This is a genomic window from Variovorax sp. 10N412 (assembly GCF_056394985.1).
In genome coordinates, this window is record NZ_JBFTIO010000007.1 from 325,550 (window position 1) to 337,656 (window position 12,107).

Below are 12,107 nucleotides of genomic sequence, written 5' to 3' on the forward strand. Positions count from 1 at the left end.
CGGCGCCCGTCAGGGCCTCTGCTCCGCCGACGGCTCGTCTTCTTCCAGCCGGTCCCAGTCGCGGCCCGAGCGCTTCTGGCGCTCCTCGCGCTCGCGCGCCATCTGTTCCTCGAACTGCTGGCGGCCTTCCTTGTTGGCCGCGATGAGCTTGGCGCGGTCCTTGTAGTGCGGATAGATCTCGTCGGTGAGCCTCAGGTTGCGCAGGCGAAAGCGCATGGTCGATTCGCGCGCCTCGTGCGCCGGCCAGTTCAGCGCCTCGAGCACCGAGCGGGCGCTGCGCAGCGACGACTCGAACACCTCGCGCTCCACATCCGTCACGCCGCGGTCGCGCAACTGGAACAGGTGCGTCACGTTGCGCGCACGCGCAATGATGCGGGCCTGCGGAAAGTTCTCTTTCACCAGGTCGACGATGTCCAGCGACTGCTCGATGTCGTCCACCGCCACCACGATGGCCTTGGCCGAGCCCGCGCCCGCGGTGCGCAGCAAATCGAGCCGCGTGGCGTCGCCGTAGAACACGCGAAAGCCGAACTGGCGCAGGCCTTCGACGGTGTCGGCGTCGTGGTCGAGCACCGTCACGCGCAGGCCCTGCGACATCAGCATGCGCCCGACGATCTGGCCGTAGCGGCCGAAGCCGCAGATGAGCACCTTGGCGTCCTGCTGCTCCGAGATTTCCTCCAGCTGCGGGCCGTTGTTGCGGCTGTAGCGCGGCAGCACGAACTTGTCGAGCAGCACCAGCAGCAGCGGCGACAGCAGCATCGACAGCGCCACCCCGCCGATCAGCAGCGAGGTGATTTCGGGCGGCAGCACGTCCGGGCCCGCGGCCTGGAACACCACGAAGGCGAACTCGCCGCCCTGCGCCAGCAGCAGCGTGAACACGGGGCGCTCCTGGTAGGCGATGCCCATCGCCTTGGCGAGCGCGTAGATCACCACCAGCTTGATGGCCATGAAGCCGACCACCAGCGCGGCCATGATCCAGGGGCTGGCGATGAGCACGCCGAAGTTGATCGACATGCCCACGGCAATGAAGAACAGGCCCAGCAGCAGGCCCTTGAAGGGCTCGATGTCGGTCTCCAGTTCGCGCCGGTACTCGCTTTCGGCCAGCAGCACGCCGGCGAGGAAGGCGCCCAGCGCCATCGACAGCCCGACCAGCTGCATCAGGGCGGCAATGGCCACCACCAGCAGCAGGGCGGCGGCGGTGAAGATCTCGGGCGTGTTGCTGCGCGCGATCCAGCGCAGCACCGGGCGCAGCAGCAGCCGGCCGCCGAGGATGATGCCGCCGATCACGCCGACGATCTTGGCCGCCTCCAGCGCGCGGTCCAGGCCGGTGATGGCCTGCTCGGCCGCGGTGGCGCCGGCCAGCAACGGCAGCAGCGCCAGGATGGGGATCGCGGCCACGTCCTGGAACAGCAGGATCGAGAAGCCCGCCTGGCCGCTGGGCGTCTTCAGCAGGTTGCGCTCGCCGAACACCTGCAGCGCGATGGCGGTGGACGACAGCGCCAGGCCCAGCGCCGCCACCAGCGCCACGCGCCATTCGGCGCCCACGGCATAGCCCGCGGCGAACAGCACGGCGGCGCAGCTCAAGACCTGCGCGGCGCCCCAGCCGAAGATGGGCCGGCGCAGGTTCCACAGGCGCTTGGGCTCCAGCTCGAGGCCGACGAGGAACAGCATCAGCACCACGCCGAACTCGGCGAAGTGCAGCACGTCTTCCACGCTGGACACGAGTCCCAGGCCCCAGGGGCCGATGGCGATGCCGGCCACGAGGTAGCCGATGATGGAGCCGAGCCCGAGGAACTTCGACAGCGGCACCACCAGCACGGCGGCGCCCAGGTAGATCAGGCTGCTGGTCAGCCAGGCGGGTGCGTGTTCCATTCAGGCCGCCTTGCTTGCAGAAACGCTGGCCAGCCCGTGGGTGATGGCCGCATGAAAGGCGTTGGAGACGATCTTGTCGATGTGCTCCGGCTCGGCCGGCCGGTCGCTCTCGGGCACGGGGCAGGCCACGCAGGCGTCGATCTCCTCGATCTCGGGCCATGCGGGGTAGCTGCCCAGGCGCTGGGCGAAGGTTTCGACGTGCGAGGCGACCTCGGCCTCGGGCGCGCTGCGCGCGCCGTGGAACATGAGCGGCGGCAGGAAGCGCATGCCGCACAGCGCGGCGGTCTGCTCGTAGGGCGGCAGGAAGGCGTCGAAGAAATAGCGGTGGTAGTTCTGCGGGTGGTAGCTGGCCTCGGGGCTGCCGGTGGTGGCGACCAGCCAGAGGTCCTTGCCCTGCAGCGCGTTGCCGCCGGGGCCGTAGGCCCAGCCGTAGGCGAGCACGTCGTCGAGCCAGAGCTTCTGTAGCGCGGGCATCGAGTACCACTGGATCGGGTGCATCAGCACCACCAGGCTGGCCTTGGCCAGCCGGGCCTGCTCGGCCTCGACGTCGATGGCGTAGTCGGGGTAGCTGCCGTACAGGTCGTTCACGTCCACACCCGGCACGGCACGGGCGGCGGCCAGCATGCGGCGGTTGACGCGGGAGTCGCGCCAGTGCGGGTGGGCGGCGAGCACGTAGACGCCGCTGCTTTGCGCGGCAGGGTTTCCCATGGATGTTGTTGTAGTCATCCCGCGAACATAGCGCAGTCGCGGCGGCCTTGCCGGGCAAAACGGGGGGCAGCCACTACCATGGAGCCCGTTCCCAGTTCTGGAGGAGAGCGCTATGCCGGTGGTTCTGGTCGCCAACCCCAAGGGTGGCGTAGGCAAGTCGACGATCGCAACGAACGTTGCGGGCTACTTCGCAAGCCGCGGCCACGCCGTGATGCTGGGCGACGTGGACCGGCAGCAGTCTTCGCGGCTCTGGCTGGGGCTGCGTCCGCCGCAGGCCCGGCCCATCGCCACCTGGGAGGCCTCTGGCGACAGTTCGGTGGTGCGGCCGCCGCGCGGCACCACGCATGCTGTGCTCGACACGCCGGCCGGCCTGCACGGCTGGCGCTTCAAGGAGGTGCTGGTGCTGGCCGACCGGGTGATCGTGCCGCTGCAGCCGAGCATCTTCGACATCTACGCGACGCGCGACTTCCTCGACCGGCTGCTGGAGAGCCGCCGCGCCGAGAAAACGAAGATCGGCCTGGTCGGCATGCGCGTGAACGCGCGCACGCTGGCGGCCGACCGGCTGCACGAATTCATCGCGGGGCTGGGCGTACCGGTGATCGGCGAGCTGCGCGACACGCAGAACTACGTGCAGCTCGCGGCGCGCGGGCTCACGGTGTTCGACATTGCGCCCGGCCGCGTGCAGCGCGACCTGGCGCAGTGGCAACCCGTCTGCAACTGGCTCGACGCCTGAAGGTGCCCCCGTTTTCCCTGAGCCGGCGTGTCGCGAGCCCGACAGCCGGTCGAACAGGCCACGCGCCAGAATGCCCCGCATGACAAAAAAGACATTCCAGACCCTTCAGGACCTCTCCGCCTGCGTCGGCCAGGAAGTCGCCGTGAGCGACTGGATCACCATCACGCAGGAGCAGGTGAACCAGTTCGCCGAGGCGACGGGCGACCACCAGTGGATCCACGTCGACGTGGAGCGTGCCAAGGCCGGACCCTTCGGCGGGCCGATTGCGCACGGCTTTCTCACGCTGTCGCTGCTGCCGAAGTTGTTCGAGGTGGCGATCGAGGTGGTCGAGTCGCGCATGGGCGTGAACTACGGCATGAACCGGGTGCGCTTCATGTCGCCGGTGCCGGTGGGCAAACGGCTGCGCGCACGCATGAAGCTGCTCAGCTCGGAGCCGATTGCCGACGATGGATTCCAGATGACCTGGGAGACCACCATCGAACTCGAAGGCGCCGCCAAGCCGGCCTGCGTGGCCGAGTCGGTGGCGCGCCGCTACCGCTGAGGCGGCGGTCTTCGTGTTTTACAACCGGCGGTCGGTCACTTCACCGTAGGTCGCCGCGCCCTGGCGGGTGATGCTCAATGCGCTCTGGCGCACGGTGCCGCGATCGGTGCTGCCGTCCCGGGCCTGCAGCGCGCCGGTGCCGCCGTTGCTGACCTTGAAGGGCTGGCGCGCATCGGCCTGAACCTGCGCGCGCGACAGCGTCGACTGGAAGGGCTGGGGCGGCAGCGGGTTCTGTTCTCCCTGGAAGGCCTGGGCGCCGCTGGCGAAGGCGAGCGTAGCGAAGGCGGCAGAGGCAATCGACTTGGCGTTCATGGTGAGACTCCTGTGGAAAAGCGTTGAACAGAGGTGCCGGCTCGCTTTGCGGCCGGCACGTCTGTTCATACGGCGCGCGCCGCCGATCGGATGCGCTGCGACCCTCCCCACGGGATGCGACTTTGTTTCCAGGTGTCAGCCGAAGCCGTTTTGCCGCCAGGCTTCGAACACGGTGACCGCCACCGCATTGGAGAGATTCAGGCTGCGCTGGCCCTCGCGCATTGGCAGCCGCAGCTTCTGAGCGTCGGCAAAACCGTCGCGCACCGCGGGCGGCAGGCCGCTGGTCTCCGAGCCGAACACCAGCCAGTCGCCGGGCTGGAAGCGCACGTCGTGCACGGCGCGTGTGCCGCGCGTGGTAAGGGCGAACATGCGCTCGGGCACGGGCTGCTCGGCGGCGAGCAGGGCGTGCCAGTCGGCGTGGCGCTTCACTTCGGCGTACTCGTGGTAATCGAGCCCGGCGCGGCGCAGCAGGCGGTCGTCCATCGAAAAGCCCAGCGGCTCGACCAGGTGCAGTGTGCAACCGGTGTTGGCCGCCAGGCGGATCACGTTGCCGGTGTTCGGCGGAATTTCGGGGTGGACCAGGACGATATGGAACATGCGCCCATTGTCGGCGGGCCGCACCAGCCGTTCAGCGCGGCGGATCGGTGCGGGCCAGCACCACGGCCGTGATGTGCGCCGCGCCGGCCAGCCGCAGTGCCTCGGCCGCGACGAACAGCGAAGCGCCGCTGGTCATCACGTCGTCGACCAGCACGATGCGCTTGCCCCGTACCTTTCCCGCGCGCAGGGGTTCGACCGCGAAGGCACCGCTCAGGTTGCGCAGGCGCTCGGCGCGTGGCAGGCCGCTCTGGGCGGGCGTGTCGCGGGTGCGCAGCAGCAGGGTGGGGTCGGTCTTGGCGGGCGACAGCCGCCGGGCGAGTTCGAGCGCCTGGTTGAAACCACGCTCGCGCAGCCGTGCGGGCGCCAGCGGCATGGGCAGCACGATGTCGCACTGTTCCAGCGCCGGCTCGACCCACGGCGCGCTGCGCAGCAGGGTGGCGAACGGGCCGGCCCAGCCCGCGTCGCCTCGGAACTTGAAGCTGGCAATGGCATCGGGCCAGGGCCACGCGTAGGTGCAGGCGGCAAGGCAGGCGTCCAGCGGCGGCGGGTGCTTCACGCAGTCGCCGCAGCGGTTCACGCCTTCGGGCACCGGCAAGGCACAGCCACTGCACCGCGCGGCGGGCGGTGCGAAGCGGGCCACGCAGGCGTCGCAGACCGGCCGCGAAGGCCAGGCGCGGCAGACCGCGCACTGGCTGGGCAGCCGGGCAAGCAGGGAGGTGAAAGGCCGTGAAGGCAATAAAGGCCACAGGGCCCGATGGCTGCGCATGTCTCAATATACTCACGGCCCCATGGCCACCGACCCCACAAGACGACCGCCGACCATCGATGCCACGGCGGCCGCCCGCTGGCGTCGTCTCGCGCCTGCCGACGGCTCCCCCTGGCTGCACGAGGAAATCGGCCGCCGCATGGAAGACCGGCTGCAATGGATCAAGGCCCAGCCGCGCACCTGGGCCGACTGGGCGCCGTTGCGCGGCGGCCTCGAAGCCCACGAGCTGGTCGCCCGCCGCTACAAGGACGCCGCGTCGTTCGTCATCGAGCCGGAGCCCGTGCTGGCCGCCGCGACCGCGCAGGCGCTGAGCGCCCCGTGGTGGAGCGCGCGTCGCTGGCAGGGCGGCAAGGCGCGCTTCGACGCGACGCCCGAAGAAGGCGTCGACCTGCTCTGGGCCAACATGTCGCTGCACATGGCGGCCGACCCCGAGGCGCTGATCTCGCACTGGCACAAGCTGGTGGCGACCGACGGCTTCCTGATGTTCTCCTGCCTCGGCCCCGACACCGTTCGCGAGCTGCGCGCGCTGCACGCCCGCCTGGGCTGGCCGGCCGCCGGCCATGAGTACACCGACATGCACGACTGGGGCGACATGCTGGTGCATGCCGGCTTCGCCGAGCCGGTGATGGACATGGAGCGCATCGTGCTGACCTGGGCCACGCCCGAGGCGGCGCTGGCCGAGTTGCGCGGGCTGGGCCGCAACCTGCACCCGGCGCGCTTCGCGGCGCTCCGCGGCAAGGCCTGGCACCAATCACTGAAGAAGGCGCTGCCTGAGCTCGCGCCGGCCGACGAGGGCGGCGGGCGCATCGCGCTGACCTTCGAGGTCATCTATGGCCATGCCTTCAAGCCTGCGCCGCGCGTGTCGATTGCGGCCGAGAGTGCGGTGTCGCTGCGCGAGATGCGCTCGATGCTGCAACGGGGTCGTCCGGGCGCCTGACCGCGGCTGCAAAAGAGAGCGGTAAATGCCTGTCGCACAAGCCGTTTTTTGCCTACTAGTAGTGACCCGTAGGCGTCCCACAGGGCACCCGGGCGCAGGTATCTACCCGCTACAATCCGCCGTTGCGTGGAACTCGCGGGTACTGTCCCGTGAACGAGGGGTGTCGGATCCTGTTTGTACGAGGGGTTTGGCAACCGTCGACGCACCGATTTGCTGAACTCGCCCGTGTCGAATTCCGTGTTTCGATTTGCCACCGTCTCAGGCCAGAACATCCACTGGTTCCTGAAGCGGAACTGCTCGGTGACGCCGAGCCAGCTGGGCTGGCTCTACGCCTCGCTGTGCGTGGTATCGCTCGGCATCGGCACCCTGTTCTGGCTGCACGGTGCGCCGCTGGTGCTGCCTTTTGCCTGGCTCGAACTGGCAGCCGTCGGGTTTGCGTTCATGGTCTATGCACGGCATGCGACCGACGGCGAGAAGATCGCGCTGCAGGAAGGCCGCCTCGTCGTCGAGCTCGAGAACGGCGGGCACTACGAGCGCACTGAATTTCTTCCGCACCAGGTGCGGATCGAACCGCAGACCGGCGATCGCTCGCTGATCGAGGTTTCGGGACAGGGTCGATCGGTCAGGGTGGGGCGCTATGTACGCCCGGAGTTGCGTGCCGCTCTGGCCCGCGAGATTCGCATGGCGTTGCGCGGCGCCTGAGGGGGCTCGCGCAGTGCCGCACGGTTGGGTTTGTCGAAAAAATTGAAGAAACGTGAACACGATGAAGAGCATTTGGCGCAACAAGTACAGGCCGGCGAATCTGTTGCTGGCGGCCGGCGCGGCTTTCAGCAGCGCGGCGCACGCAGTCAACGATCTGCCCGGCGGCCCTTCGGTTCGCCAGCTGAATCTTCCGATCGGCGTCACCAAGATCGCGCAGGAGCAGCATTTCCTGCACACGGTCATGATGATCCTGTGCACGGTCATCTTCGTCGCCGTGTTCGCGGTCATGTTCTATTCCATCTGGAAGCACCGCAAGTCGGTCGGCCACAAGGCGGCCAACTTCCATGAATCGGTGGTGGTCGAGGTCATCTGGACCATCGTGCCCTTCCTCATCGTGATCGTGATGGCGCTGCCCGCCACCAAGGTGCTGGTGGCCCAGAAGGACACCACCAACGCGGACCTCACGATCAAGACCACGGGCTACCAGTGGAAGTGGGGCTACGACTACCTGAACGGCGAAGGCGAGGGCCTGGCCTTCATCTCCACGCTCGACAGCTCGCAGCGCGCCATGTCCGACGCGGGCGCCAAGGGCGTGATGCCCAACGACTACCTGCTCAAGGTCGACTACCCGCTGGTGGTGCCGGTCAACAAGAAGGTCCGCATCATCACCACCGCCAACGATGTGATCCACGCGTTCGCCGTGCCGCAGCTGGGCCTGAAGCAGGACGCGATTCCCGGCTTCGTGCGCGACACCTGGTTCCGTGCCGAGACCATCGGCGACTACTACGGCCAGTGCCAGGAGCTCTGCGGCAAGGAACACGCCTACATGCCGATCCACGTGAAGGTGGTCTCCGCCGGTGACTACACGGCCTGGGTGGCCGATCAGCGCAAGGTTGCCGCCGCCAAGCTCGACGACCCGACCAAGGTCTGGACGCTGCCCGACATGCTGGTTCGCGGCGAGAAGGTCTATGCCTCCAATTGCGCCGCCTGCCACCAGGCCAACGGCAAGGGCGCGGGCCCGATCAAGGCGCTCGACGGCGACCCGAAGGTGCTCGACGCCGACCACACGGTGCAGCTGCACGTGCTGCTCAACGGCCAGAACAACGGCGCCATGCCGTCGTGGAAGCAACTGAGCGATACCGACCTCGCGGCCGTGGCCACGTACACCAAGAACAGCTGGTCGAACAAGACGGGCCAGCTGGTGCAGCCGGCCGAAGTGCAGGCCCTGCGCGGCAAGTGATACGGCAGCGCCCCGCGAAGAAGAAATTGCAAGGAACAACGACATGAGCGCAGTCCTCGACCCCCACGGTCACGCCCCCCACGGCGAGCACGCACACGACGAGCATCACGACCACCACGCGCCCACCGGCTGGCGCCGCTGGGTGTTCGCGACCAACCACAAGGACATCGGCACGCTCTACCTGCTGTTCAGCTTCACGATGCTGATGGTGGGCGGCGTGCTCGCGCTGCTGATTCGCGCCGAGCTGTTCCAGCCCGGCCTGCAACTGGTCAACCCCGAGCTGTTCAACCAGTTCACGACCATGCACGGCCTGATCATGGTGTTCGGCGCCATCATGCCGGCCTTCGTGGGCTTTGCGAACTGGATGATCCCGCTGCAGGTGGGCGCCTCCGACATGGCGTTCGCGCGCATGAACAACTTCAGCTTCTGGTTGCTGATTCCCGCGGCGCTGATGCTGGTGGGCTCGTTCTTCATGCCCGGTGGCGCGCCCGCGGCCGGCTGGACCCTGTACGCACCGCTCACGCTGCAGATGGGCCCCTCGATGGACGCCGGCATCTTCGCGATGCACATCATGGGCGCGTCTTCGATCATGGGTTCGATCAACATCATCGTGACCATCCTCAACATGCGCGCCCCGGGCATGACGCTGATGAAGATGCCGATGTTCTGCTGGACCTGGCTCATCACCGCCTACCTGCTGATCGCCGTGATGCCCGTGCTCGCCGGCGCCATCACGATGACGCTGACCGACCGCCACTTCGGCACCAGCTTCTTCAACCCCGCCGGCGGCGGCGACCCGGTGATGTACCAGCACATCTTCTGGTTCTTCGGCCACCCCGAGGTCTACATCATGATCTTGCCGGCCTTCGGCATCATCAGCCAGGTGGTGCCGGCCTTCGCCCGCAAGCGCCTGTTCGGCTACGCCTCGATGGTGTATGCCACGTCGTCCATTGCCATCCTGTCGTTCATCGTGTGGGCGCACCACATGTTCACGACCGGCATGCCCCTCACCGGCCAGCTGTTCTTCATGTACGCGACCATGCTGATCGCGGTGCCCACGGCCGTGAAGATCTTCAACTGGATTGCCACGATGTGGCAGGGCTCGATGACCTTCGAGACGCCCATGCTGTTCGCGGTCGGCTTCATCTTCGTGTTCACCATGGGCGGCTTCACCGGGCTGATCCTGGCGGTCGCACCGATCGACACGCAGCTGCAAGATACGTACTACGTGGTGGCCCACTTCCACTACGTGCTGGTGGCCGGCTCGCTGTTCGCGATGTTCTCTGGCTTCTACTACTGGGTGCCCAAGTGGACCGGCGTGATGTACAACGAAACGCGCGGCAAGGTGCACTTCTGGTGGTCGCTGATCTCGTTCAACGTCACTTTCTTCCCGATGCACTTCCTGGGCCTGGCGGGCATGCCGCGCCGCTATGCCGACTACCCGATGCAGTTCGCCGACTTCAACGCCGTGGCGTCGGTCGGTGCGTTCTTCTTCGGTTTCGCGCAGGTCTACTTCTTCCTGTTCGTCGTGTTGCCCACTATGCGCGGCAAGGGCGAAAAGGCTGCACAAAAGCCGTGGGAAGGCGCCGAGGGCCTCGAGTGGGAAGTGCCGTCGCCGGCCCCGTTCCACACCTTCGAAACCCCGCCCAAGCTCGACGCGACCGCCAGCAAGGTGATCGGCTGATCGAAGAATCCAGCGCACGATGACACCCGAACAGAAACGCAACAACCGCCGCATGGGGCTCACGCTGGCTTCCATTGCCGTGGTGTTCTTCGTCGGCTTCATTGTTCGCATGGTCTGGTTCAGCGGTCGCTGAACCGGCACTCACGTACGCAACGAGCGGGAGACGCGCATGAGCCTCGGTCAACGCATCCGGCGCGCCAACGTCCGCATGGTCGGCAAGTTGGCCGTGGTGGCCTGCGGCATGTTCGCCTTCGGCTATGCGCTGGTGCCGATGTACCGCGCGATCTGCGAGATGACCGGCATCAACATCCTCGCGCTCTCCGAACTCGAGGTGCCGGGCGGCGCGAGCGGCGGCAAGAATGTGCGCGTGCCCGACAACACGCAGGTCGACATGACCCGCACCATCACCGTGGAGTTCGACTCGAACGTGCGCGGCGGCCTGTGGGACTTCAAGCCTGCGGAGCGGACGCTGCAGGTGCACCCGGGCCAGCTCAACACGGTGATGTACGAGTTTCAGAACGTGCAGAACCGCCGCATGGCCGCGCAGGCCATCCCGAGCTACGCGCCGCAGCAGGCCGCGCCGTATTTCAACAAGCTCGAGTGCTTCTGTTTCAACCAGTACACGTTGGAGCCGGGCGAGAAGAAGCAGTGGCCGGTCGCCTTCGTGATCGACCCCAAGATTTCCAAGGACGTGAAGACCATCACGCTGTCGTACACCTTCTTCGAGGTGGGCGGCAAGACACCCGCGGCCCCGGTGGCCGCCGTTTCGAACACCGCCGATGAGCCTCGTTCGTGACCGATCCGTCCGACCCGCTCCGGCCTCGGCCGAAGGCTTCGCTGTGGGACACGGTGAAGGCGGTGGGTTGGTCGTTCTTCGGCGTTCGCAAGAACAGCGCCTACCAGGAAGACCTGGGCAAGCTGAACCCGCTGCACATCATCGCGGTGGCGTTCGTGGCCGTGATCGTCTTCGTGCTGGGGCTGGTGTTGCTGGTGCGCCATGTGGCCTCGGCCTGACGAACAAGCAAGAAACCCGCGACGCGCAGAATCCATTGAATCCCGAGAAGAAAGAAAGCCAGGAGCTGATATGAGTTCAACCACCCACGGCACCACGCCCTACTACTTCGTGCCCGGACCTTCGGCCTATCCGGTCTCGGCCGCGATCGGGCTGTTTTTCGTGATTCTGGGCGCCGCGCAATGGATCAACGGCCACGAGTGGGGCGCATGGTCCCTGCTGGTCGGCATGGTGGTCTGGCTCGGCACGCTGTTCGTTTGGTTCCGCACGGCCATCGGCGAAAGCGAGAGCGGCCAGTACGGCCACAAGATCGACCTCTCGTTCCGCTGGAGCATGAGCTGGTTCATCTTCTCGGAAGTGATGTTCTTCGGCGCGTTCTTCACCGCACTGTGGTGGGCCCGCACACACGCGCTGCCCACGCTCGGCAGCCTGGACAACGCGATCCTCTGGCCCGACTTCAAGGCCGTGTGGCCCAGCGTTGCCGCCGGTGTCACCGGTTCGCCGGCCGGCATCGTCGAGCCCTTCCAGACGGTCGGCCCGTTCTGGCTGCCCACGATCAACACCGCGCTGCTGCTCAGCTCGGGCGTGACGCTCACCATCGCCCACCACGCGCTGCGTGCCGGCCACCGTGCACAGACGATCCGCTTCATGTGGCTTACCGTGCTGCTGGGCATCGTCTTCCTGGGCGTGCAGGGCTACGAATACCACCACCTGTACACCGAACTGAACCTCAAGCTCAGCTCGGGCACCTACGGCTCGACCTTCTTCATGCTGACCGGTTTCCACGGCCTGCACGTGTTCATCGGCATGCTGATGCTGCTGTTCATCACGCTGCGCCTGCAAAAGGGCCACTTCACGCCAGAGCGCCACTTCGGCTTCGAGGGCGCGGCCTGGTACTGGCACTTCGTGGACGTGGTCTGGCTGGGCCTCTACATGCTGGTTTACTGGCTTTGAGCGAACCTCGCGGCATTCCACAAAAAAGGCGCCGGAAGGCGCCTTTTTCATG

Annotated in this window: 15 protein-coding genes; 10 read left to right on the plus strand and 5 right to left on the minus strand. The window is 67.0% G+C overall.

Annotated features, from left to right (window positions below):
* Nucleotides 1–9: 9 nt before the first annotated feature.
* Both kefC and kefF read right to left on the minus strand, forming a co-directional pair.
* Nucleotides 10–1,869, minus strand: a complete 1,860-nt coding sequence (gene kefC / locus AC1DJH_RS19185; protein WP_478186770.1) for a glutathione-regulated potassium-efflux system protein KefC — start codon at nt 1,867–1,869, stop codon at nt 10–12.
* Nucleotides 1,870–2,595 (minus strand): glutathione-regulated potassium-efflux system oxidoreductase KefF, encoded by a 726-nt coding sequence (gene kefF / locus AC1DJH_RS19190; RefSeq protein ID WP_472124179.1) that lies wholly within the window; start codon nt 2,593–2,595, stop codon nt 1,870–1,872.
* A gap of 94 nt (nt 2,596–2,689) precedes the next feature.
* Between kefF and AC1DJH_RS19195 the strand changes: the two genes are divergently transcribed.
* Nucleotides 2,690–3,310 carry a nucleotide-binding protein gene (locus AC1DJH_RS19195; RefSeq protein ID WP_478186771.1) on the plus strand — a complete coding sequence of 207 codons (621 nt, stop codon included), beginning with the start codon at nt 2,690–2,692 and terminating at the stop codon, nt 3,308–3,310.
* A gap of 70 nt (nt 3,311–3,380) precedes the next feature.
* Entirely contained in the window at nt 3,381–3,851 is a 471-nt protein-coding gene (locus tag AC1DJH_RS19200; protein WP_478186772.1) for a MaoC family dehydratase, read from the plus strand.
* Between the two features lie 18 nt (nt 3,852–3,869).
* Here AC1DJH_RS19200 and AC1DJH_RS19205 read toward each other — a convergent pair whose 3' ends face one another.
* The 3 genes from AC1DJH_RS19205 to AC1DJH_RS19215 all read right to left on the minus strand — a co-directional run bounded on the left by AC1DJH_RS19205 (nt 3,870) and on the right by AC1DJH_RS19215 (nt 5,526).
* Nucleotides 3,870–4,163, minus strand: coding sequence for a DUF4148 domain-containing protein (locus tag AC1DJH_RS19205; protein WP_472124174.1), 294 nt, complete (start codon nt 4,161–4,163; stop codon nt 3,870–3,872).
* A gap of 135 nt (nt 4,164–4,298) precedes the next feature.
* Nucleotides 4,299–4,760 carry a tRNA (uridine(34)/cytosine(34)/5-carboxymethylaminomethyluridine(34)-2'-O)-methyltransferase TrmL gene (gene trmL, locus AC1DJH_RS19210; RefSeq protein WP_478186773.1) on the minus strand — a complete coding sequence of 154 codons (462 nt, stop codon included), beginning with the start codon at nt 4,758–4,760 and terminating at the stop codon, nt 4,299–4,301.
* Between the two features lie 31 nt (nt 4,761–4,791).
* On the minus strand, nt 4,792–5,526 hold the full coding sequence (locus AC1DJH_RS19215; RefSeq protein ID WP_478186774.1) for a phosphoribosyltransferase family protein: 735 nt from the start codon (nt 5,524–5,526) through the stop codon (nt 4,792–4,794).
* 22 nt (nt 5,527–5,548) lie between these two features.
* On the opposite strand from AC1DJH_RS19215, the gene AC1DJH_RS19220 reads away from it, so the two are divergent.
* The 8 genes from AC1DJH_RS19220 (at nt 5,549) to AC1DJH_RS19255 (ending at nt 12,055) form a co-directional block, all read left to right on the plus strand.
* Nucleotides 5,549–6,463, plus strand: a complete 915-nt coding sequence (locus tag AC1DJH_RS19220; protein WP_478186775.1) for a class I SAM-dependent methyltransferase — start codon at nt 5,549–5,551, stop codon at nt 6,461–6,463.
* A gap of 225 nt (nt 6,464–6,688) precedes the next feature.
* On the plus strand, nt 6,689–7,165 hold the full coding sequence (locus tag AC1DJH_RS19225; RefSeq protein WP_435437000.1) for a DUF2244 domain-containing protein: 477 nt from the start codon (nt 6,689–6,691) through the stop codon (nt 7,163–7,165).
* Nucleotides 7,166–7,226: 61 nt separating this feature from the next.
* Nucleotides 7,227–8,405, plus strand: coding sequence for a cytochrome c oxidase subunit II (coxB, locus tag AC1DJH_RS19230; RefSeq protein WP_472124163.1), 1,179 nt, complete (start codon nt 7,227–7,229; stop codon nt 8,403–8,405).
* A gap of 43 nt (nt 8,406–8,448) precedes the next feature.
* Entirely contained in the window at nt 8,449–10,089 is a 1,641-nt protein-coding gene (ctaD, locus tag AC1DJH_RS19235; RefSeq protein WP_472124161.1) for a cytochrome c oxidase subunit I, read from the plus strand.
* Nucleotides 10,090–10,108: 19 nt separating this feature from the next.
* Complete coding sequence (locus AC1DJH_RS19240) at nt 10,109–10,222, plus strand: cytochrome oxidase small assembly protein (RefSeq protein ID WP_286516058.1); 114 nt, start codon at nt 10,109–10,111, stop codon at nt 10,220–10,222.
* A gap of 36 nt (nt 10,223–10,258) precedes the next feature.
* Nucleotides 10,259–10,885 carry a cytochrome c oxidase assembly protein gene (locus AC1DJH_RS19245; protein ID WP_435437003.1) on the plus strand — a complete coding sequence of 209 codons (627 nt, stop codon included), beginning with the start codon at nt 10,259–10,261 and terminating at the stop codon, nt 10,883–10,885.
* Entirely contained in the window at nt 10,882–11,103 is a 222-nt protein-coding gene (locus AC1DJH_RS19250; protein WP_478186776.1) for a DUF2970 domain-containing protein, read from the plus strand. Before AC1DJH_RS19245 ends, AC1DJH_RS19250 begins: the two co-directional genes overlap by 4 nt.
* 70 nt (nt 11,104–11,173) lie before the next feature.
* A complete protein-coding gene (locus AC1DJH_RS19255; protein ID WP_435437005.1) occupies nt 11,174–12,055 on the plus strand; it encodes a cytochrome c oxidase subunit 3 in 882 nt (293 codons plus the stop codon).
* Nucleotides 12,056–12,107 lie beyond the last annotated feature (52 nt).